This window comes from Mycobacterium sp. GA-1285, assembly GCF_001499905.1.
Lineage (GTDB): Bacteria > Actinomycetota > Actinomycetes > Mycobacteriales > Mycobacteriaceae > Mycobacterium.
In genome coordinates this window covers 111,966-132,073 of sequence record NZ_LQIS01000005.1, presented here as the reverse complement: position 1 = coordinate 132,073, position 20,108 = coordinate 111,966, and the positions used below count along the sequence as shown (strand labels likewise).

Annotated in this window: 19 protein-coding genes and 3 pseudogenes; 14 read left to right on the top strand and 8 right to left on the bottom strand. The window is 66.6% G+C overall.

Annotated features, from left to right (window positions below; genetic code table 11):
- Window positions 1-8 precede the first annotated feature (8 nt).
- Window positions 9-2,240, top strand: coding sequence for an acyl-CoA dehydrogenase (locus AU193_RS04790; protein WP_064421205.1), 2,232 nt, complete (start codon window positions 9-11; stop codon window positions 2,238-2,240).
- Window positions 2,241-2,347: 107 nt separating this feature from the next.
- The gene (locus tag AU193_RS04785) at window positions 2,348-2,659 is read left to right on the top strand and encodes a hypothetical protein (protein WP_064421237.1); all 312 of its coding nucleotides are present in this window, start codon (window positions 2,348-2,350) and stop codon (window positions 2,657-2,659) included.
- A 72-nt stretch (window positions 2,660-2,731) separates the two neighbouring features.
- Here AU193_RS04785 and fadD2 read toward each other — a convergent pair whose 3' ends face one another.
- Complete coding sequence (gene fadD2, locus AU193_RS04780; RefSeq protein WP_064421204.1) at window positions 2,732-4,486, bottom strand: long-chain-fatty-acid--CoA ligase FadD2; 1,755 nt, start codon at window positions 4,484-4,486, stop codon at window positions 2,732-2,734.
- A gap of 55 nt (window positions 4,487-4,541) precedes the next feature.
- Between fadD2 and AU193_RS04775 the strand changes: the two genes are divergently transcribed.
- The 3 genes from AU193_RS04775 to AU193_RS04765 all read left to right on the top strand — a co-directional run bounded on the left by AU193_RS04775 (window position 4,542) and on the right by AU193_RS04765 (window position 6,824).
- Window positions 4,542-5,786: a DNA polymerase domain-containing protein gene (locus AU193_RS04775; RefSeq protein WP_064421203.1), complete on the top strand. Its 1,245-nt coding sequence runs from the start codon at window positions 4,542-4,544 to the stop codon at window positions 5,784-5,786.
- A gap of 120 nt (window positions 5,787-5,906) precedes the next feature.
- The gene (locus AU193_RS04770; protein WP_064421202.1) at window positions 5,907-6,317 is read left to right on the top strand and encodes a hypothetical protein; all 411 of its coding nucleotides are present in this window, start codon (window positions 5,907-5,909) and stop codon (window positions 6,315-6,317) included.
- 135 nt (window positions 6,318-6,452) lie between these two features.
- Entirely contained in the window at window positions 6,453-6,824 is a 372-nt protein-coding gene (locus tag AU193_RS04765) for an NYN domain-containing protein (protein WP_064421201.1), read from the top strand.
- On the opposite strand, the pseudogene AU193_RS04760 reads toward AU193_RS04765, so the two are convergent.
- Window positions 6,808-7,444 (bottom strand): annotated as a pseudogene (locus tag AU193_RS04760) (TIGR03086 family metal-binding protein). The gene AU193_RS04765 and the pseudogene AU193_RS04760 sit on opposite strands and share 17 nt — an antisense overlap.
- A 51-nt stretch (window positions 7,445-7,495) precedes the next feature.
- Between AU193_RS04760 and AU193_RS04755 the strand changes: the two are divergent.
- Together AU193_RS04755 and AU193_RS04750 are read left to right on the top strand one after the other, a co-directional pair.
- A complete protein-coding gene (locus AU193_RS04755) occupies window positions 7,496-7,930 on the top strand; it encodes a MarR family winged helix-turn-helix transcriptional regulator (protein ID WP_064421200.1) in 435 nt (144 codons plus the stop codon).
- 10 nt (window positions 7,931-7,940) lie between these two features.
- The gene (locus AU193_RS04750) at window positions 7,941-9,353 is read left to right on the top strand and encodes an NCS2 family permease (protein WP_064421199.1); all 1,413 of its coding nucleotides are present in this window, start codon (window positions 7,941-7,943) and stop codon (window positions 9,351-9,353) included.
- On the opposite strand, the gene AU193_RS04745 is transcribed toward AU193_RS04750, so the two are convergent.
- The 3 genes and pseudogenes from AU193_RS04745 to AU193_RS04735 all read right to left on the bottom strand — a co-directional run.
- Window positions 9,350-10,012, bottom strand: coding sequence for a hypothetical protein (locus AU193_RS04745; RefSeq protein WP_064421198.1), 663 nt, complete (start codon window positions 10,010-10,012; stop codon window positions 9,350-9,352). The two genes, AU193_RS04750 and AU193_RS04745, sit on opposite strands and share 4 nt — an antisense overlap.
- Window positions 10,013-10,038: 26 nt before the next feature.
- Window positions 10,039-10,587 carry a CsbD family protein gene (locus AU193_RS04740; protein WP_064421197.1) on the bottom strand — a complete coding sequence of 183 codons (549 nt, stop codon included), beginning with the start codon at window positions 10,585-10,587 and terminating at the stop codon, window positions 10,039-10,041.
- A 131-nt stretch (window positions 10,588-10,718) separates the two neighbouring features.
- Window positions 10,719-11,102 (bottom strand): annotated as a pseudogene (locus AU193_RS04735) (DUF4383 domain-containing protein); the annotation flags it as partial.
- 15 nt (window positions 11,103-11,117) lie between these two features.
- Here AU193_RS04735 and AU193_RS22730 point away from each other — a divergent pair.
- From AU193_RS22730 to AU193_RS04710, 6 genes and pseudogenes are all read left to right on the top strand, one after another.
- Window positions 11,118-12,162 (top strand): annotated as a pseudogene (locus tag AU193_RS22730) (GTP-binding protein).
- Window positions 12,163-12,242: 80 nt separating this feature from the next.
- A complete protein-coding gene (gene ligD, locus AU193_RS04730) occupies window positions 12,243-13,202 on the top strand; it encodes a non-homologous end-joining DNA ligase (protein WP_064421236.1) in 960 nt (319 codons plus the stop codon).
- A gap of 43 nt (window positions 13,203-13,245) precedes the next feature.
- Window positions 13,246-13,890: a TetR/AcrR family transcriptional regulator gene (locus AU193_RS04725; protein WP_064421196.1), complete on the top strand. Its 645-nt coding sequence runs from the start codon at window positions 13,246-13,248 to the stop codon at window positions 13,888-13,890.
- A 32-nt stretch (window positions 13,891-13,922) separates the two neighbouring features.
- Window positions 13,923-14,843 (top strand): carbon-nitrogen hydrolase family protein, encoded by a 921-nt coding sequence (locus AU193_RS04720; protein WP_064421195.1) that lies wholly within the window; start codon window positions 13,923-13,925, stop codon window positions 14,841-14,843.
- Entirely contained in the window at window positions 14,840-15,208 is a 369-nt protein-coding gene (locus AU193_RS04715) for a hypothetical protein (protein WP_064421194.1), read from the top strand. The genes AU193_RS04720 and AU193_RS04715 overlap by 4 nt, the downstream gene beginning before the upstream one ends.
- 145 nt (window positions 15,209-15,353) lie before the next feature.
- Complete coding sequence (locus AU193_RS04710; RefSeq protein ID WP_064421193.1) at window positions 15,354-16,352, top strand: YihY/virulence factor BrkB family protein; 999 nt, start codon at window positions 15,354-15,356, stop codon at window positions 16,350-16,352.
- Here AU193_RS04710 and AU193_RS04705 read toward each other — a convergent pair.
- Together AU193_RS04705 and AU193_RS04700 are read right to left on the bottom strand one after the other, a co-directional pair.
- Window positions 16,322-16,936, bottom strand: a complete 615-nt coding sequence (locus tag AU193_RS04705; protein ID WP_064421192.1) for a nitroreductase family protein — start codon at window positions 16,934-16,936, stop codon at window positions 16,322-16,324. The two genes, AU193_RS04710 and AU193_RS04705, sit on opposite strands and share 31 nt — an antisense overlap.
- Before the next feature lie 38 nt (window positions 16,937-16,974).
- On the bottom strand, window positions 16,975-18,057 hold the full coding sequence (locus AU193_RS04700) for a hypothetical protein (protein WP_064421191.1): 1,083 nt from the start codon (window positions 18,055-18,057) through the stop codon (window positions 16,975-16,977).
- Window positions 18,058-18,179: 122 nt separating this feature from the next.
- Here AU193_RS04700 and AU193_RS04695 point away from each other — a divergent pair, with 122 nt between their 5' ends.
- Entirely contained in the window at window positions 18,180-19,088 is a 909-nt protein-coding gene (locus tag AU193_RS04695) for an enoyl-CoA hydratase (RefSeq protein ID WP_064421235.1), read from the top strand.
- Between the two features lie 8 nt (window positions 19,089-19,096).
- Here AU193_RS04695 and AU193_RS04690 read toward each other — a convergent pair whose 3' ends face one another.
- Window positions 19,097-20,107 carry an acyl-CoA dehydrogenase gene (locus AU193_RS04690; RefSeq protein ID WP_064421190.1) on the bottom strand — a complete coding sequence of 337 codons (1,011 nt, stop codon included), beginning with the start codon at window positions 20,105-20,107 and terminating at the stop codon, window positions 19,097-19,099.
- Window position 20,108: the final 1 nt, after the last annotated feature.

Here is a 20,108-nt window from a genome sequence, read left to right as displayed (position 1 = left end):
GTGCAGGTATGCCCATCGCAATCAGTCCTGAGCACAACGACCTGGCCGACTCGGTGCGGTCTTTCGTCGCTCGGGTGGCGCCCTCCGAGGTGCTGCACGACGCGCTGGAGACACCGGTCCCGAATCCGCCGCCCTACTGGAAGGGCGCGGCCGAGCAAGGTCTGCAGGGTGTTCACCTTTCCGAAGACGTTGGCGGACAAGGGTTCGGCGTGCTCGAGCTGGCCATCGTCATCGCCGAGTTCGGCTACGGTGCGGTGCCGGGGCCCTTCGTGCCGTCGGCCATCGCCAGCGCGCTGATCGCCGCACACGACCCCAACGCCCCGCAGCTGGCCGACCTGGCCTCCGGCACGACGATCGCGGCCTACGCCATCGACTCGAGCCTGACCGCCACCCGACACGGCGAAGACGATGCCGCGGGACTGGTCATCCGCGGAGAGGTGCGCGCGGTGCCCGCCGCCGCGCAGGCGTCGCTGCTCGTGCTACCGGTCGCCATCGAGAGCGGCGAAGAGTGGGTGATCCTGGACGCCGATCAGTTGGAGATCGAACCGGTCAAGAGCCTCGATCCGCTGCGGCCGGTGGCGCATGTGCGCGCGAACGCCGTCGAGGTGGGCGACGACCGGGTGCTGAGCAACCTGAGCCGGCCGCTGGCTCGCGCGCTGATCTCGACCCTGCTGTCCGCAGAGTGCATCGGCGTGGCGCGGTGGGCCACAGACACTGCCGCGGCGTACGCCAAAATCCGCGAGCAGTTCGGCAGGCCCATCGGCCAGTTCCAGGCCATCAAGCACAAGTGCGCTTCGATGATCGCCGACACCGAGAGGGCTACCGCCGCGGTGTGGGATGCGGCCCGCGCCATCGACGAGTTCACCGCGCACGTGACGAGCGGACAAGATCACGAAACCGGCTCTGCCGACGCCGCTTTCGAGTTCGCCGCGGCCGTGGCCGCCACACTGGCACCCGAGGCCGCCCAGCACTGCGCTCAGGACTGCATTCAGGTGCACGGCGGCATCGGCTTCACCTGGGAGCACGACACCAACGTCTATTACCGGCGTGCGCTGGTGCTGGCGGCCGGTTTCGGCAGACACGCCGACTACCCGCAGCAGGTCGTCGACGTCGCGACCAGCACGGGGATGCGCAAGCTCAACATCGACCTCGATCCGGAGACCGAGAAGCTGCGTGACGAGATCCGCGCGGAAGTGGCTGCGCTGAAAGCCATTCCACGCGAAGAGCGCAAAGTCGCGATCGCGGAGGGCGGCTGGGTTCAACCGCATCTGCCCAAACCGTGGGGACGCGCGGCCGGCCCCGTCGAGCAGATCATCATCGCCCAGGAATTCGACACCGGCCGGGTCAAACGCCCGCAGATGGGCATCGCGGCGTGGATCATCCCCTCCATCGTCGCGTTCGGCACGGACGAACAGCAACAGCGTTTCCTGCCGCCGACGTTCCGCGGCGAAATGATCTGGTGTCAGCTGTTTTCCGAGCCCGGTGCGGGCTCGGACCTGGCCAGCCTGACGACCAAGGCCACCAAGGTCGACGGCGGTTGGCGGATCACCGGCCAGAAGATCTGGACCACCGGCGCGCAGTACTCACAATGGGGCGCGCTGCTGGCGCGCACCGATCCGAACGCACCGAAACACAACGGCATCACATACTTTCTGCTCGACATGGCCAGCGAGGGCGTCGAGGTCAAGCCGCTGCGCGAGCTGACCGGCAACGCGATGTTCAACACCGTGTTCATCGACGACGTGTTCGTGCCCGACGACCTCGTGCTCGGCGAGGTGAACCGCGGCTGGGAGGTCAGCCGGAACACGCTCACGAACGAACGGGTTTCGATCGGCAGCAGCGAGCCGCCGTTCTTGGCCAGTTTGGCCGACTTCATCACGTTCCTCCAGGAGGGGCAGTTCGATCAGATCGAGCAGAACCATGCGGGCAGGCTGATCGCGGAAGGACATGCCGCCAAGGTGCTCAACATGCGCTCGACGTTGCTCACGCTCGCCGGCGCCGACCCGATGCCGGCCGCGGCGATCTCCAAACTGCTGTCGATGAAGACCGGCCAGGGCTACGCGGAGTTCGCGGTGTCGTCGTTCGGCACCGACGGCGCCATCGGGGATTCGGAGCAGGAGCCTGGCCGCTGGGGGGAATACCTGCTGGGCAGCAGGGCCACCACGATCTATGGCGGCACGACCGAGGTGCAGCTCAACATCATCGCCGAACGTCTGCTGGGACTGCCGCGCGATCCGTAAAGGCGCGTGCCGAAGCGGCGTAGCCTGAGATCTGCGGATGCCTGTCCGTGTTCGTCAACAATCCCGATGACCGTTTCAATGACCGCACCGGCGGCAACATTTCTGTTATGACCAACGACGTCGAGAAACGCTGGGACCGACCAAAAGAGTTCCGGGCCGCTGCCACCTACACGGCGGTGGTGGTCGCGGTCGCCGCCCTCGCCTTCATCATCTACGCAGTCGTTTCGAAGACGTCGGTCGTCGCCGCCTCGACGGTGCCCGCAATCCTGTTCCTCGGAGGGGTGGGCGCGTTCGTCAGGACCTATCGCTTGTGGAAGGCGCAGGGCACCTGGGTGCAGTGGCAGGGTGCCGGCTGGTTCCTGCTGCTGCTGATGCTGCTCTGCCTGTCGATCCCCGGCGCGGCGGCAATGGGCGATTAGGACACGATCGCAAACACGTCACGACCCACCGATTCTGCGCGAGCGCCATCGACTCTGCTGGAGAGCCGGGCACTATTCCGACTTGTTGGCTTCCGCCTTCTCTTCTGACTTCTTCTCGCCGCCCGCGCCGTTCCCGCCGCCTCCGTCTCCGTCGACGTCCATCTCCCGCAGCTCCCGCTTCAAAATCTTGCCCGTCGGATTGCGCGGCAATTCGTCGAGGAAGATCACCTCGCGCGGCACCTTGTAGCGCGCCAGGTGCTCGCGGACATATTTCTTGATGTCGTCCTCACCGATCGAGGCGCCGTCGGCCTTGACGACGAAGGCCCGCAACCGGTGACCCCATTCCTTGTCCTCGACGCCCACCGCGGTGGCCTCCACGACCTCCGGATGTCCGCTGATGAGGTCCTCCACCTCGGCCGGGAACACGTTCTCACCGCCGGACACGATCATCTCGTCGTCCCGGCCGCTGACGTAGAGCAGGCCGTTCTCGTCGAAATAGCCGACGTCGCCCGAGGACATCAGCCCGTCGACGATCTGCTTGTGGCCGCCGCCGGTGTAGCCCTCGAACGGGAAGAAGTTGCCGACGAAGATTCGCCCGACCTCCCCCTGGGGCAGTTCGTTGCCGTCGTCGTCGAGGATCTTGACCTTCACGCCCTTCACCACCGGTCCGACGGTGGCCGGGTTCTTCTCCAGATCCTGTGGCCGCGCAATGGTGGCGAACGCGATCTCGGTCGATCCGTACAGGTTGTAGATGACGGGACCGAGCATCTTGAGCGCCCGTTGGGCCATTTCCGCGCCCAGCTGCGAGCCCGATACGAACACGATCCGCAACGACGAGAGATCGGGCTTGCGATCCATGTCGTCGAGCGCATCGAGCATGCGCGACAACATCACCGGCACGACCACGACCGCGGTCACCTTGTGCTTCTCGATGTCCTCGAGCACCTTCGCGGCCTTGAACCGCCTGCGCAGCAGCAGCGTCGTGCCCAACATCATCGCGATCGTCGCGTGCAGGAAGCCCAAAGCGTGGAACATCGGCGCCGGAAGCGCCGTGACCTCGCCACCCTTGAACGGCACATGCGACAGCACACCACCGATGGGAGCCAGGGTGGGCGGCGTACTTCTGTTGGCGCCCTTGGGTGTTCCCGTCGTTCCACTGGTCAGGATGATCACCGACGAGTGCTTGGTCGCCTTGGGCGCGGGCTTACCCGAGTGACGGGAGACGAAGTCCTCGAGCGTCTCGTCGGTGCTGTTCGACGGCTCGTCCTTATCGGGGTTCACGCCGAGCGCGCGCAGCCTGCCGAGCGGCGGATCGGCCTTGGACACGGCCTGGCAGTACTCGTCGTCGTAGATGATCAACTTGGCGCCCTCGCGTTCGGACACCTCCTTGACCTGGGGCCCCGAGAACTCACTGTTGAGCAGGATGATCCGCGCGCCGGTGCGGGCCGCGCCGTACAACGCGACGAGGAACCATCGGTGATTGCGGGCCAGGATCGCGACCCCGTCACCGCCCTTGACGCCCCTCTCCAGCAGGCCGTTGGCCACCGAGTGCGCGGCGTCGTCGAGCTCGGCGAAGGTCATCTCGCCGAAGTCGTCGATGATCGCGGTGCGATTAGGTGTGCGGCGGGCGTTCAGGGCCGGGATCATCCCGAACTCACCCCATCGCCGGATGTCGGCGAGCATCCCGGCGACATTCTGCGGTGGTTCGATCTTGAACGCGCCCGCTCCGAACATCTTGGCGGCGTAGTGGAGCTCGGCCGACCCGCGTTCGACCAGTTGTTGAGCCTTGGCGAACGCTTGCAACGGGAGCTCGGAGAGTCTGGCCATGACCCCACCATATGTGACCCGCGTCGCAGCGCGGCCGGGAAACTAGCATGACGCTATGGCCGCACCTCGGTATCTGGAGGTCGAGGGCCACCGGGTGCCCATCAGCCACCCCGACAAGGTCGTCTTCCCCGATATCGGTATCACCAAGTCGGACCTGATGCACTACTACCTCAGCGTCGCCGACGGCGCCCTGCGCGGTGTGCGCGACCGGCCGATGATCCTCAAGCGGTTCGTCAAGGGCATCACCGAGGAGGCGGTGTTCCAGAAGCGCGCGCCGAAGAATCGGCCGGACTTCGTCGACGTCGCCGAGCTGAAGTACGCATCCGGGACGTCGGCGGCCGAGGCGGTGCTGCGCGATGCGGCCGGCCTGGTCTGGGCGGTCAACCTCGGGTGTGTCGATCTCAACCCCCATCCAATTCGGGCGGATGACCTGGCGCACCCCGACGAGCTGCGCGTGGACCTCGACCCGATGCCGGGTGTCGAGTGGGCGCAGATCATCGACGTCGCGATGGTCGCACGCGAGGTGCTCGAAGACCACGGGTTGACGGCATGGCCGAAGACCTCGGGATCGCGGGGCTTCCACATCTATGCCCGGATCCGGCGGCGGTGGCCGTTCAAATTCGTCCGGCTCGCCGCACAGGCGGTGGCCCGCGAAGTCGAACGCCGCGCACCCGAGATCGCCACTGCGCGCTGGTGGAAGGAAGAACGCGAGGGCGTGTTCGTCGATTTCAACCAGAACGCGTTCGACCGCACCGTCGCCTCCGCCTACTCGGTCCGCGCGACGCCTGACGCCAGGGTGTCGATGCCGCTGCTGTGGAATGAGGTGCCCGGATGCCGGCCGGACGCGTTCACGATCACGACGGTGCCGCAACGATTCGCCGAACTCGGCGACCCCTGGGAGGGCATCGACGATTCGGCGGGATCGCTGGACGCGGTGCTGGACCTCGCCGACCGGCTCGGCCCTGCAGAGAAGGCGCCGCGCGGGGCGAAACGTTCGAACGCAGGAACCGGCCGTCGAGTCTCATCGAAGCCGCTCATCGAGATCGCCCGCACGAAGACCAAGGATGAGGCGATGACAGCGTTGGAGGAATGGCGCCGACGGCACCCGTCCGCGGCCGAAAAGCTTGAGCCGGCAGATATTTTGGTCGACGGTATGCGCGGCCCCAGTTCGATCTGGTATCGCATCCGGATCAACCTGCAACACGTGCCCGAAGACGAGCGGCCCGCACAGGAGCAGCTGCTCGCCGACTACAGCCCGTGGGAGAACTATTCGGGACCCCAGTGGATGCGGCGCGGCTGAATTTGCTGGCGAACGCAAAATCTGCTTCTTACCAAAGTATTAGCCGTCGTTGGCGCTTGCCTTAATCTCGCGGCTTAAGTTGGGCTTTGTCGACGAAGCTGACTGATCGAGGAGGCGGTGATGTACGGGAATCCGACATTCGACTGCGCCGGGGCCCAGCTTCATGCGGTGTGTCGCCAATTGGCGACGGTGGTGACCGTCGAGGGCATCATCGACGATCACAACATCGAACGGATCACCGCGTTCTCGCGCCGATTCGTCTTGGCCGAGAAGCCGTTCATCCTTGATTTGAGCGGAGTGAGTTCGTGCGCAGAGCAACTCATTTCGTTGATGTACGACATCGATGAGTGCTGCTACCACGCCGAAGTGGATTGGGCCGTCATCGCCAGTGACGAGGTGCAACGCGTACTGCACGGTTCCGGTGTGAGCGTCCCGGTAGCCGGATCGGTGCCCGGTGCGCTTCATCAGTTCGCGGAGAGCATCGAGAAACGACGCCGGCTGCTGCCGCTGTTGACCCAGAAGACCGCATAGCGGAAGGCGACCAGGTGCTACTCGATATTCGTTGGCTCGGTTACCTGCTTGGCCGTCGGCATCCGGCGGCCAAGCAGACCGGCCACGCCTACTGAACCGGCCGTACCCTCGACCGGCGTCGGTCCTCGACACGCGATGCGGTGGATCGTCGACGGGATGAATGTGATCGGTTCGCGTCCCGATGGCTGGTGGCGTGACCGTCATCGCGCCATGGTGACCCTCGTCGAGCGACTGGAAGCCTGGCGCCCCGGCGATGACGACGTCACGGTCGTGTTCGAACGCCCACCCCAACCACCGATCGAATCCTCGACCGTCACCGTCGCATACGCCCAGCGCCCGGCGCCCAACTCCGCCGACGACGAGATCGTTCGTCTGGTTCGCGCCGACGACCGGCCGGACGACATTCGTGTGGCCACATCCGATCGCACGCTCGCCGAGCGGGTCCGTGCCGCCGGCGCGTCCGTCGTGCCTGCGGAACGAATGCGCGACCTCATCGATCCGCGGTGACGCCTTCGGCCCGCCAGTCGGGTGATCGGCCCAGGTGAGTCAGCACCCGATCGAGGTCGCTCGCGCCCTCGTGCGCCGCGACCGCGTGCGCGAACGGTGAGTTGTCCATGTCCCGGATCTCGCCGTCGGGCACCGCCAACGCCAATGGCAGCACCGCGGCAGTCACATCAGCCGGCAGCACGAACGGCGCGTCGATGCTGCGGGCGACGTCCCACCCGTGCACGACATAGTCGACGAAATGGAAACCGATCGCCATCGCACCCGGAACGGCGGCGTCCTGGCCGAACTCCGGCAACGTGAACGTCGCCTCCAGCACACCGTCGGCGGCGAAGGCCTCCAGTACCTCTGCGGCCGCCGCGGCGTATGCGCCGCCGGGGTCGACTCGGACCGCGCCGGCGACGGTGGCGGGCGCCCACACCGCGAGATCGGCGCCGGCGCCCCTGGCGGCAGCGGCAAAACCCTTGTGCTGCACGGTCATATGGGTCAGCAGCTCGGCGAGGTCCCACCCCGCACACGGAGTCGGACGATCGAGGTCGTCAACGGTCACCCGGGGAGACGGTTTCGACGCTTGCCGTGACCGCGATGCGGTGGAACGGCCGTGGATCGTTAATAGTATGCATACGCATACGATACATGTCTGCTTATTATTGGTCAACGCTTAATATCGCTCCATGCCCCCGAAGCCGCGACGACGGGACCTCGCGGCGATGCTCGCCCCGCTGCTGCGAAGGTTGATCGCCCTGGAAACCCCGGTGCTCGCTGAGCACGGCATTTCGATGTGGGGTTACAGCGTGCTGTCAGCGCTCGACGCATCTCCGGTACGCACCCAGGCCGCGCTCGCCGAGGCCATCGGCGCCGACAAGACCCGGATCATCCCCACGCTCGACGAACTACAGGACAGGGGCTACATCGAGCGGAAGCCCGATCCGGCCGATCGACGCGTGCGACTGCTCGCGATCACAGAAGCCGGCCGCGCATTGAAAGACTCGGTGCAGGCGGAGATCCAGCGCGGCGAGGAGCGGTGGCTTTCGGCGCTGTCGCCCGCCGACCGGCGGGCGTTCCTGCGGGCCCTGCACGAGATGACGCGTGTCGAGGAGACCCCATAGGGTCTGAGAGGTGAACCGCCTCGACCGCTTCTTCGAGATCTCGGCGCGCGGAACAACGGTCGGCGCAGAGGCCCGCGGTGGACTGGTCACATTCATCGCGATGGCCTACATCATCGTGCTGAACCCGATCATCCTGTCCAGTTCCGAGGACATCACCGGCGAGAGGCTGCGATTCGCCGAGGTTTCGGCGGTCACCGCGCTGGCCGCGGGCGTGATGACCATCCTGTTCGGCCTCGTCGCGCGGATGCCGTTCGCGTTCGCCGCCGGCCTGGGCATCAACTCGTTCGTCGCGACGACGCTCGTGGGCGACCTCACCTGGGCCGAAGCCATGGGACTGGTGGTGATCAACGGGCTCATCATCGTCGTGCTGGCGGCGACCGGACTGCGGCGGCTGGTCTTCGATGCCGTGCCCATGCAGCTGAAGCTCGCCATCACGGCCGGCATCGGGCTGTTCATCCTGTTCATCGGGCTGGTCGATGCGGGGTTCATCGGTTCGACGGGTGTGCGGTCACCGCCGGTCGGCCTCGGAGGTGACGGCAGCGGCTCCATCAGCACCGTGCCGACCGTCGTCTTCGCCCTCACGCTGCTGCTGACGGGAATCCTGGTGGCCCGGAAGGTGCGGGGCGGCATCCTGATCGGGCTCATCGCCGGCACCGTCGTCGCGGTCGTGATCGAGTCGATCTGGCACCTCGGGTCCGCCGTCGACGAGCCCGGTGGCTGGGGCCTGTCGGTGCCGAGCCTGTCGGGGTCACCGTTCGCGCTGCCCGACCTCTCCCTCGTCGGCGCCTTCAGCATGGACAGCTTCGGCCGCGTCGGTGTGATCGCCGCGACCATGTTCGTGTTCACACTCGTGTTCGCGAATTTCTTCGACGCCATGGGCACCTTCACGGGCCTGTCCCGCGAGGCCGGGCTCGCCGACGAGCAGGGCACCTTCCCGCGACTGCGGGCGGCCCTGATCGTCGAGGGGGCGGGCGCCGTGGTCGGCGGCGCATCGTCGGCGTCGTCGAACACGGTCTTCGTCGAATCGGGCGCGGGCATCGGCGAAGGCGCCAGGACGGGCCTGGCGAACATCGTGACCGGCGTGCTGTTCCTCGCCGCGATGTTCGTCTCGCCGCTGGCGTCGGTGGTGCCGACGGAGGTGGCCGCGGCGGCGTTGGTGATCGTCGGGGCGATGATGGTGTCGCACCTGCGGCACATCGACATCTCCGAGTTCTCGGTCGCCCTGCCCGTTGTGCTGACGGTGGCCACGATGCCGTTCTCGTACTCGATCGCCAACGGCATCGGTGTCGGCTTCATCGCATGGGCGGTGCTGCGCTCGGCAGCAGGAAAAGCCCGCGAGATCAGCCCCCTGTTGTGGGTGGTCGCCGCGGGCTTCCTGCTGTACTTCGCGCGAGGCTGGATCGAGTCGCTGCTCGGGATCTAATCGGCCTGACGCTTGTCCTTCTCGGCGTCGGCGAGGTCTTCGATCTTGTCCGCCTGCGCCCGTGTCACCGTTGCGTCGACGCGCTTGTCCTGCGCGTCGGCCATCTTGACGCTGGCCACCTTCGCCGCAGTGCGCTCGGCCGCCTCGATCTGTTCCTCTTCGCGGCGCTTCGCGGTCTCCACGTTCTTCTTGCGCTGCTCGGCGATCTGGTCGGCCGTCTTCTTGCTCTCGACGATCTTCTTCTCGGCATCTTCGACCGCGGCGCGTTTACGCTGCTGCGCCTCGGTGCGCGCCTGACGGGCCTCGGCCTCGGTTTCCTCGAACGTCTTCTGCTTGTCCTGCAGCGCCTTCTCGCGGGTCACCTTCAGCTCCCTGCCCGCCTGCTTGACGTTCTCGTCGGCGGCGGCGTCGAGTTCGGCCGCGCGGCGCAGCGTCTCGCTGCGCTCGACGAGGGTGGCGCCGCGCTTCTGGAGCTCCGGATCGCCGAGCGCGGCGCCGACGGCGGTGTCCAGCATTCCCAGGGAACGCTCGTAGAACAGCCGGGCCGGCGCTTCGTCGTTCATCCGCGCGACGAAGCGATCGTCGATCAACTGCAGCGGCACCCGGGCCACCTGGTACTGAAACTTCAGCACCGCCTTGGGGATAGCGGTGAGACTCATGGTGTCAAGCTCCTTCTACGCCCTGATCAGGCGTCGTCGTTGAGATTGTCGGCCTGCCGCCTGATGCGGGCGGCTTCGGCTTTCGCGCTTGCCGACTCCTCGACGGCTTCGCGGTGTTCTTCGAGCGCGTCGGCGAGCTGGGTGTCGGCGTCGTGAATCTCCGCGCGCTGCTCGGCCCTGGCCTCGCGCGCTTTGCGCTCCGCGTCGAGCTCAGCCTGGGTGCGCTCCCGCTCCAGTTGCTGGTGTGCGGCCTGTTCTGCGGCGCGCTTCTGGGCGGCCTTCTGGTTCTCCACCATGCTCTTCTCGGCGGCCGCCTCGGCGTTGGCCTCGGCGCGCTCCTTGGCGCCTTCGCGCTTGGCCTCCGCGACCTCGGTGCGCGCCTCCCGCGCCTCGGCATCGGCGACCGCTTCTATCGTGTTGGCTTCTTTGCGGCGTTCGGCCTCGGCCTGCTGCAGTTGGCCTTCGGCGGTCAGCGAGTCGTTTCCGGTGATCGCGCCGAACATCTCTTTGGCCTTGCCCTTCACCGAGTCGATCAGGCCTTCTCGTGCCTGGCCGGCCTTGTCGTGGTCCGTCATTCGAACCTCCTCTCAAGCGTCAAGGTTCCACGTCCGCGGGGGTCCGAAACACCCTGTGCGCGGACGCACAGCAAGTTTCCTAGCCGCGCCGCAGATCCGGTGCGTCCCCGGTGCGGCCCAGCAGCAGGCACCAAGGCGAGCATCCCCACGGCGAGCCCAAGATGCAGCCAGTTGTCGGCCGTGTTGACCGGAACGAAGTTGGCGCCCGAATCGTGGTCGATGACCAGGCCATACAGCCACAACGCCGCGTAGACCAGGCCGCTGCCGATCAGGAAGCCGCGTGCCGCGGTGAACGTTCCCGACAACGCGATGCCGAGGACTCCGAAGATCAGGTGAACGATGTTGTGCAGCACCGACACGTTGAACACGCCGAGCAGTTGGGCCTGCGAGTGGTGACCGGCGAACGCGAGTGCGTCGTAGTTGGTGGTCACACCGGGTATGAAGCCGAGCACTCCGACGAGCAGGAAGACCCCGCCGCGGGATATCCGTTCAGGGCCGATCGAAGCGCTGCCGATCGAAACGCTGCCATCATGTGTCGCGTGACGACGACGACGACGATTCCGGCCATCGCGCTGACCGGTTACCTCGGCGCGGGTAAGACCACGTTGCTCAACCACGTGTTGCGTCAGCCGGGTGCGCGCGTCGGCGTCATCATCAACGACTTCGGCGAACTCAACGTCGACGCGGCGCTGGTCACCGGGCAGGTCGACGAACCGGCCTCGATCGCGGGCGGTTGCATCTGCTGCCTTCCCGACGAGGGCGGCCTCGACGACGCGCTGGCCAAGCTCGCCGATCCCAAGCTCGGTCTGGACGCCATCATCATCGAGGCCAGCGGTCTGGCCGACCCGATAGCGATCTCGCGGATCATCCGGTTCAGCGGGGTGGAGCGGGTGCGCCCTGGTGGCGTCGTCGACGTCATCGACGCCGCCGCCCATTTCGACACGGTCGATGATCACGCCACCCCGCCGGCCCGTTACGGCGCGGCCTCGCTGGTGGTGGTCAACAAGCTCGACCAGATCCCCGATGACGCCCGAGAAGAAGTCTTCGGGCGGATCGAAAAGCGTGTGCGCGAACGGAATCCGGATGTTCACGTCGTCGGTGCCACGTCGGGGCGGGTCGACCCGGCGCTGCTGTACGACGTGTCCGCGTCCGCCGAGGTCGGTGAGCAACTGTCGTTGCGCGAACTGCTGGTCGACGTCGACGATGAACACCCCCACGTGCACGCCGATTCGGTCACGGTGACCAGCGATGGGTGCGTCGATCCCGCGGCGCTGATCGATCTGCTCGAGAAGCCGCCCGCAGGTGTGTACCGGCTCAAGGGCACCGTCGCGATCCGGTACCGCGAGCGCACGCGCCGCTACGTGGTCAACGTGGTGGGCACCTCTGTCCACATCGCGAACGCGCCGGCGGCGGCCCGGTCTGACGGTCCGGCCAACGTGATCGTCGCGATCGGTACCCCCCTCGATGTCGACGACGTTTCGCAAGTGCGTCGCGGACGCGCTGGCACTCCACGACGGGCCCGCATCGGCCGCCGCCGTCCGACGCCTGCAGCGGTACCGTCGCCTCAGTGTCTGACTCACGAGTGTCTGACTCACGAGTGTCTGACTCACGAGTGTCTGACTCACGAGTGTCTGACTCGCGCTTATGGTGAGGAGATGAGCGCCGAGGAGCAGCGCGCCGGGGTGGACTTGACCAATCTCGACCAACCGCTGACCCCGGATGCCAATGCGACCAAGCGTGATCTGATCGACTACCTCGACGCCGTATCCGAGCGGATTCTGCCCGGCCTGGCGGGGCGCCCGCTGACGGTGCTGCGCGTGCTGCGCGGGCGGGCGCCGTTCATGCAGAAGAACGTGCCCAAGTACACCCCGGACTGGGTGAAAACCGTTTCGATGTGGGCGGAGTCCTCGCAGCGCGAGGTGCGCTATGCCCTGTGCGACGATCGGCGCACGTTGTTGTGGATGGCCAACCAGCGCGCCGTCGAATACCACCCCACACTCGGTCTCGCCGAGAACATCTATCGCCCAACGCATCTGGTGCTCGACCTCGACCCGCCACCGGAAAGCGACTTCGCCGCCGTCGTCGCCGCGGCTCACCTTGTGCGGCAGGCGCTTTCGGACAGCGGGCTGACCGGAGCGGTGAAGACGAGCGGCGCCAAAGGCGTACACATCTTCGTCCCGGTCGACGACAGCGCTTCGGTCGACGACGTCGCCGCGGCCACCCGCGCCCTGGCCGCCCGCGCGGAAGCACTCGACCCAGCCGTTGCGACAACGGCTTTCATCGTCGACGACCGCGAAGGCAAGGTGTTCGTCGACTCGACCCGCGCCGGCGGTGCGACGGTTGTGGCCGCCTACAGTCCCCGGTTACGTCCCGGCACCCCGGTGTCGTTCCCGATCGCGTGGTCGGACCTGGACCGCATCACCCCCGCGGACTTCACGGTGCACACCGCGATCGACGCGTTGGGCGGTGACGACCCGTGGGCGGATGCGATGCCTGCGCCGCAGCGGCTTCCGCAGGGCCTCGTCGAGCACGGCCGCACCATCCCCGTCGCGCGGGTGGCCGCGATGCACGAGGGAAAGCGGCGGGCCAGGGCGCGGCGCGCCGACAGCGGCTGACGCCAGGCTGCCGCATCGCCGTGGTTGTTCGTAGTCTCGAACGATGACCCCGCCGCCCAAGGCTCGACGGCCCGATCGTCGTACCGCGTTGACGACGTCGAACATTCTCGACACGGCCGAGCGGCTGTTCACCGAACGGGGGTTTCACGCGGTCACCATGGATGCGATCGCCGAAGCGGCCGGCCTCGCGGTCGGCTCGATCTACCACCACTTCAAGAACAAGGAGCGGCTGTATCTCGCGTTGGTCGAACGCGCACTGGAAGTCAACGAGCAGGCAATGGCGGCGGCCTACGGCCACGGACGCTCACCCATCGAGGAGTTGCGCGCCGCCAGCGACGCCTACTGCGCATTCCACCTCAGCAATCCGGGTTACTTCCGGATGATCGCGCTGCGCACTCTCGACGTTCCGCCCGGTGACATGGCCAGTGAGATAGAGCGCCGAATCGCCGACAAGGTCGAGCGGCTGGTGGGCGACATCGCCGACACCCTGCGCCGCGCCGATGCGGCCGGGCAGCTGCGCTGTGCCGATCCGCACCGCACCTCGATGTTCCTGTGGGGCGCCTGGAATGGCGTGCTGTCCCTTCGTCTGCGGCCCGACCGGCTGCGGCTCGACGAGTCCGAACTGCAGACGGTGCTGAACCTGGGGCGCGACATCGTCGAACGCGGGCTCCGGTCGACTGTTTCTTGAAGTACGGTTCAATTTTGTAGTAGCGTTCAATTATGACTTTGGGTGCGGCGATCCAACTCGAGGCGGTTCTCGGTGACGTGTCTGCGAACCTGGCCGCTTGTGAACGTCTGGCCGACCAGGCCGGCCGTGCGGGCGCGCGGATCATCGCGCTACCCGAGTTCTTCTCGACCGGAATCGGATTCGACGACTCGCTCAAGGACGCCGCACTGCCTCCGGACGGCCAGGCCACCGCATTGCTCAGGGAGCTCGCGCGGCGGCACGGCGCGTTGGTCGGCGGCTCATTCCTGTGCCGAGACCCCGACGGTCACGTGCGGAACGCCTACATCGCCGTAGACGCCGACGGCGTCGTCGGTCGGCATGACAAGGACCTGCCCACGATGTGGGAGAACGCCTTCTATGTCGGCGGAACCGACGACGGCGTGTTCCACCGAGACGAGTACGACGTCGGTGCCGCGGTGTGCTGGGAGCTGATGCGCACCCAGACCGTCGAGCGCCTACGGTCGCGCGTCGATGTCGTGATGACCGGGTCCGGGTGGTGGTCCATTCCTCCCTGGCCGCCGCGGGCCGTATCCGATCGCTGGGAACGCAGCAATTCGGCGACGGCCCGCCAGGCCGCGGCGTCGTTCGCGAAGTACGTCGGGGCGCCGGTGCTGCACGCTGCACATGCCGGCGAGTTGACGTGCGCGATGCCGTGGCTGCCGATGCGGTACCGAGGTCGCTTCGAGGGGTCGACACTCACCACCGACGCCCGCGGAGAAGTCCTCGCAGAACGCCGGCCAGAGGAGGGGCAGGGAGTTGTTCTCGCCGACATCGAGATCGGCCGCCGTACGCCCACATTGGAGCCACCGCGACGATTCTGGTTGCACCCGCGCGGGCCGGTGCCGACGGCAGCGTGGCACTACCAACGGTGGCACGGCCGCCGCTGGTACCGACGTCATGTGATGAGCACATGAGCACGATCGTGCGGGTCGGGCTGCTCGAGTTGGCCTTCGGCGCGCTGCTCGGATGGGCGGTGGCCGGCAATTTCGTTGCGCCACAGATTCTTCGGCGCGCCGGTGTCAATCATGCCCGCCGGATCCTGCAAGCACACCTCGACTACGTGATCATGGGCATCATATTGATCGCCGTCGGTTTGGCCGTGCCACAGCTACCCACCTGGATCGCAGCCGTGGTCATCTACGGCACCCTGATGAACCCAACGCTGTTCCTTCCGTTGGCATTCAACGAAGGGTTCAAGACCAATGCGGTCTACCGCGTGGTGACGGTCAGTTCGTTCCTTGCGACCAGCGTCGGGCTGACGCTGGTGGCTTTCCAGTGACGACGACCAATCACGCCCCGAGCCGACAGCGCACGCGGTTCGCCAGCCTTGCCAAGGGGTAACCCGCAGGTGCTTGATCCATCGGATTGACGCGCTGCCGAAACGGGTATCGCCGAGCCCATCAGCGTGCCGAGGGGGTCCCAACATGGTGGGCTGGCTGGACCGGCTGCAGCGACGCAACCGCCGCGTGGGGTTCGTCATCGCGGTGATCTACAAGTACGTCGACGACCAGGGCGGCTATCTGGCCGCGCTGATCACCTATTACGCGTTCGTCTCCCTGTTCCCGCTGCTGTTGCTGCTGACCACCGCGCTCGGGGTGATACTCGTCGGCCGCCCCGAAATACAGCAACAGATTCTGCAGTCCACCCTCGGCCAGTTCCCCGTCATCGGTAGCCAACTCGAACGGCCGGAACAGCTCAGCGGTGGCGCCACGGCCGTCGTGGTCGGGATCGCCGGTGCGCTGTACGGCGGCCTCGGCGTCGGGCAGGCGCTGCAAAATGCGATGGACTCGGTATGGGCGGTGCCCCGCAACAACCGCCCGGACCCGATCCGGTCGCGGTTGCGCAGCCTCCTGCTGTTGTTCGTGCTCGGTTCGGCCGCGATCGCCGCGACGGTGCTCTCGGCGGTCGGCCACGCGACAGCCAGCCTGGGTTGGTTCGGCAAGGTCGGCGTCACCGTCGCCACCGTCGCCATCAACGCGCTAATCTGCCTGGTGGCGTTCCGAGTCACCACAGCCCGGTCCGTGTCGTACCGCGACGTGTTGCCCGGCGCCCTCACGGCGGCGGTGATATGGCAGCTGCTGCAGTGGTTCGGTGCGAACTACGTCTCCCACGTCGTCAGGTCAACCAGCGCGACCAACAGTGTGTTCGCGTTGGTTCTGGGCTTGCTCGCGTTCCTGTTTCTGGTTTCGGTGACGTTGGTGATGTGCGCCGAAGTCAACGTCGTTCTCGTCGACCAGCTCTACCCCCGTTCGCTGCTGACACCGTTCACCGACGACGTCGACCTCACCCCGGCCGACCGGCGCACTTACACCCGCAGGGCGAAAGCCGAACGGGCGAAAGGTTTTCAGAAGGTCAACGTGCGATTCGACGTGGACCGCGACGCGTCACCAGATCACCACGGATCTCGCGGTGGCCAGGGTTGACCCCAGTTGTCCACCACCGCCACCTCCGACAACGGCTTGCGACGAACGCTGTGGTGTCGGCCCGCGGGCCAACCGACGGTCACCAACGCCGCCAGCATCCAGTCGTCCGGGATGCCGACCAGCGAGCGCAGTTGCTCTTCACAGCTGGTGTGCCACAACGTGATCGCCGCGCCGAGCCCCTGTGCGCGAGCCGCCAACAGGAAATTCTGCACCGCAGGGAATATCGAACCGCCCTGCTGCAGCTCCGACGCGCCGGCTTGCGGCCGGACACAGAACAAGACGAGCCCGGGAGCCGAGCCGCCGACTCGCGCGTGCTCAGCCATCGCCCTCAGCACCCGCGACTTCGGGTCGTCCGCATCGTCTTCGGGCAGCGAAATTCCGTAGAACTGCTGGAGTTCCCGCCATGTCCGGTGGGCGGCGGCGGTCACGAGTGCGCGCGCCCGTTCCGAGCGCAACACCACGAACCGCCACGGCTGTTGATTGGCGCCCGACGGCGCCCAACTGGCTGCCTGTAGACACTTCTCCAGCGTGAGGTCGTCGACCGGTTCGTCGCGATACCGCCGTACCGCAGACGCCGTCTCCATCACGGTCCAAATGTCGGACGAGGTGACAGGTCCCCGGCTCATGACACGGTGCCGGGTAGGAAACCTCGCCATGTCCCGCCGCGCACGGGCCCGGTGATCAGTGGCAGGTCCAGTGTCGACAACGCTCCGGGCGGGGCGGCGATCACGGCCGGGATGGCGTTGAGTTCACGCATCACGGTCGCGTACGTCAAGCCACGCATGTTGTTGCCGCGCCCGTGCATTTCGATGTCCACGGTGTACGTGGGAAGCCCGTCGACGATGACGCGGTAGCCACCGTGCGGCGACGGGTGACGCGGCCAGTCCGGGGCCGAACCCTCGCCCATGCGCGTGATGTGTTCGAGCACGACACGTTCCTCGCCGTCCACCATGCCCGCCAGCTTGAACCTCATCCCACCCATGGTGCCTGGCTCGATCCACCCGGAGGCGACCTCGTAACGCTCGGTGGCCAACCACTTGTCGATCGTCGTGTCGACCCGGTCGAGCGGCAGGCCGACGCCGTCGGCGACGAGATGGACCGTCGGCGCCCAAAGAGCTGCGAGCCGCTCGGTCTCGAACAGCGGAGCCGGATGGTCGGGCGGATGACCGAAACCCATGAAGTCGAACATGATGTCAGGCTGGTTGATCGGGCCGTAGTCGAGAATCTCCTGCATGGTGATGGTGTCGACGCGGCTGCTGAAGCCCGTCATCGTCAGCGCGATGACGTCGTTGGCCCACCCCGGGTCCACACCGCTGTTGAAGAAGGTGGTACCGCCCGCCTCGCACGCCGCGGCGATCAGGTCGGCGGTCTGCTTGTCCGCCGCCGGTGGGTAACACATCGGAACCAACGACGTACACACGACATTCTTGCCCGCGCGCAGGCAGCGGGCGATGTCCTCCGCGGCATCCGCATACCGGTAGTCACCCGACGCGAAATAGGCGACCGCGTCGGCGTCGAGCGACAGCGCCGCCTCGACGTCACGGGTCGCGATGACACCGGTTTCGGGCATGCCGCACAGATCGCCCGCGTCCTTGCCGTCCTTGGTTTCGGCGTGCACAACCACGCCCGCGAGATCCAGGCCGGGATGGGCGATCAACGCGCGCAGCGCACCGACACCCACCTGGCCTGGTCCCCAGAGGATCACCCGCGGGTTACGTTGGCAGTCCGACATGTGGCCCCTTCCCGACCGACCCTCACCATCCGTGAGAACATAGCTTCTCAAATATTGATATCACCATTGCCACGATGGAAGAACCGGAGGACACGATGAGCGATTACCAGTTTCTGAAGTGGGAGACATTCGACGAGGGCGAGATCGTGCGGATCTCGCTGAACCGTCCAGAGCAGCGCAACGCGCAGAACCGCGGAATGCTCGTCGAACTCGACGAGGCATTCGCCCGCGCCGAAGCCGACGACACCGTCCGGGTGGTCATCCTCGCGGGTGAGGGACCGATGTTCTCCTCCGGCCACGACATCGGTTCCAAGCAGGCGCGCGCCGAGTTCATGCCGGGACCGGGCCAACATCCGACGGCGGCGATCAACGGTGGCACACGGGAGGGCGCCGAGAAGATCATGCTGCAGGAATGGCACTACTTCTTCCAGAACAACCTGCGCTGGCGCAACCTGCGCAAGATCACGATCGCGCAGGTGCACGGCGATGTGTTCTCGGCGGGCCTGATGCTGATCTGGGCGTGCGACCTGATCGTGGGCAGCGAAGAGGTATGGTTCGCCGACGTGGTGGGCACCCGGTTGGGGATGTGCGGCATGGAGTACTTCGGCCACCCGTGGGAGTTCGGTCCCCGTCGCACCAAGGAGTTGATGCTGACCGGCGACGCCATCGACATCGAGGAGGCATACCGCCTGGGGATGGTGAGCAAGATCTTCAAGCGCGACGAATTAGCCGATCGCACACTGGAAATGGCGCGACGGATCGCCACGGTACCGACGATGGCGGCGCTGCTCATCAAGGAATCGGTCAATCAGTCGGTGGACAACATGGGCTTCTACAACGCCCTGCAGTCGTGTTTCACGTTGCACCAGCTGAACCATTCACACTGGGTCGGCGTCCGCGACGACAAGCGTGCGACCGCCGGTGAGGAACAGGGCGTGCCGAACTGGCGGACCGCTCCCCCGATCGTGTTGTCGGTCAAGGACCGGGTGCGGGCCGAAGCCTGACTCGATGTTCAGCCGGTGACGGGTCCGTAGCGGGCGTCGGCGACGCGGTCCAGGGCGACCGCCGGCTCGCCGTACACCATGGCCCAGCCGCGGACCCGCCGGTAGTACAGCTGGATGTCGCCTTCCATGCCGAAGCCGTAGCCCCCGTGGATGTGCAGGCTGCGATAGGTGGCATCGCGCGCTGTCTCATAGGCGAATGCGAAGGCCATCGCGGCGAGCTCGGTCACGCGATGTGCTTCGTCGGCGAACGCGCATGCCGCTTTGAAGGACAACAGGCGCGCACCGTCGGTCGCCGTGGCGCTGTCGGCGAGCGGGTGGGACACGGCCTGAAAGGCGCCTATCGGGGTGCCGAACGCATGCCGCTGCTTGGCGTAGTCGACGCCGATCTCGACGGCCTTCGCGGCGGCGCCCACCAGAGCCGCGGCGGTGAGGGTGAGCCACAGGTCGACCGCGCCGGAGAACAGCGAGTTAGCGCGCTCGCCTTCGGCGAGGACGGTCGCGTCGTTCTGCATGCTCACGTCGGCCAGCGGTAAGGACCCGAGGTTCTGTACCGGGTTGCGGTTCTGAGTCGACAGCGCGAGGAGACGCCCGCCGACCAGCGCCACCACGGTGTCGGCCACCGCCCCGCCGGGCACGAGTTGCAGAACGTCGCCGTCACAGGCCCGTGGTGCGAAGCTGACGAGTTCGTCGCCCTTCATGGCCGCCCGCAACAGGTCACCGCCGTCACAGGCGGCCAGCAGCCTGGCAGCGATCTGCGCCTCGATCACCGGAGCCGATGCGACCGCCCGCCCGTACTGCTCGGCGATGAGGGCCAGCTCCACCTCGGAAGCTCCCCAGCCACCGTCGGATTCGTCGACGGCCATCTCGACGATGCCGGTCTGGACGAGTGCCTCCCACAGCTTCGGATCGAAGCCGAGAGGTTCGGCCGCCCGCACCCGCTGCGACGTCGACTCGCGGGCATACATCGCTGCGAAGGAGTCGACGAGTTGTCGCTGCTCGCAGGACAGGTTCAGGTCCACC

Excerpts from the sequence above, each read along its gene's own strand:
- AU193_RS04785 (WP_064421237.1), top strand. The coding sequence starts at position 2,348 with ATGACCAACGACGTCGAGAAACGCTGGGACCGACCAAAAGAGTTCCGG.
- AU193_RS04720 (WP_064421195.1), top strand. The coding sequence starts at position 13,923 with ATGACTTTGGGTGCGGCGATCCAACTCGAGGCGGTTCTCGGTGACGTG.
- AU193_RS04725 (WP_064421196.1), top strand. The coding sequence starts at position 13,246 with ATGACCCCGCCGCCCAAGGCTCGACGGCCCGATCGTCGTACCGCGTTG.
- AU193_RS04790 (WP_064421205.1), top strand. The coding sequence starts at position 9 with ATGCCCATCGCAATCAGTCCTGAGCACAACGACCTGGCCGACTCGGTG.
- AU193_RS04765 (WP_064421201.1), top strand. The coding sequence starts at position 6,453 with ATGCGGTGGATCGTCGACGGGATGAATGTGATCGGTTCGCGTCCCGAT.
- AU193_RS04755 (WP_064421200.1), top strand. The coding sequence starts at position 7,496 with ATGCCCCCGAAGCCGCGACGACGGGACCTCGCGGCGATGCTCGCCCCG.
- AU193_RS04705 (WP_064421192.1), bottom strand. The coding sequence starts at position 16,936 with ATGGAGACGGCGTCTGCGGTACGGCGGTATCGCGACGAACCGGTCGAC.
- AU193_RS04715 (WP_064421194.1), top strand. The coding sequence starts at position 14,840 with ATGAGCACGATCGTGCGGGTCGGGCTGCTCGAGTTGGCCTTCGGCGCG.
- AU193_RS04770 (WP_064421202.1), top strand. The coding sequence starts at position 5,907 with ATGTACGGGAATCCGACATTCGACTGCGCCGGGGCCCAGCTTCATGCG.
- AU193_RS04740 (WP_064421197.1), bottom strand. The coding sequence starts at position 10,587 with ATGACGGACCACGACAAGGCCGGCCAGGCACGAGAAGGCCTGATCGAC.
- fadD2 (WP_064421204.1), bottom strand. The coding sequence starts at position 4,486 with ATGGCCAGACTCTCCGAGCTCCCGTTGCAAGCGTTCGCCAAGGCTCAA.
- AU193_RS04775 (WP_064421203.1), top strand. The coding sequence starts at position 4,542 with ATGGCCGCACCTCGGTATCTGGAGGTCGAGGGCCACCGGGTGCCCATC.
- AU193_RS04695 (WP_064421235.1), top strand. The coding sequence starts at position 18,180 with ATGAGCGATTACCAGTTTCTGAAGTGGGAGACATTCGACGAGGGCGAG.
- AU193_RS04710 (WP_064421193.1), top strand. The coding sequence starts at position 15,354 with ATGGTGGGCTGGCTGGACCGGCTGCAGCGACGCAACCGCCGCGTGGGG.
- ligD (WP_064421236.1), top strand. The coding sequence starts at position 12,243 with ATGAGCGCCGAGGAGCAGCGCGCCGGGGTGGACTTGACCAATCTCGAC.
- AU193_RS04745 (WP_064421198.1), bottom strand. The coding sequence starts at position 10,012 with ATGAGTCTCACCGCTATCCCCAAGGCGGTGCTGAAGTTTCAGTACCAG.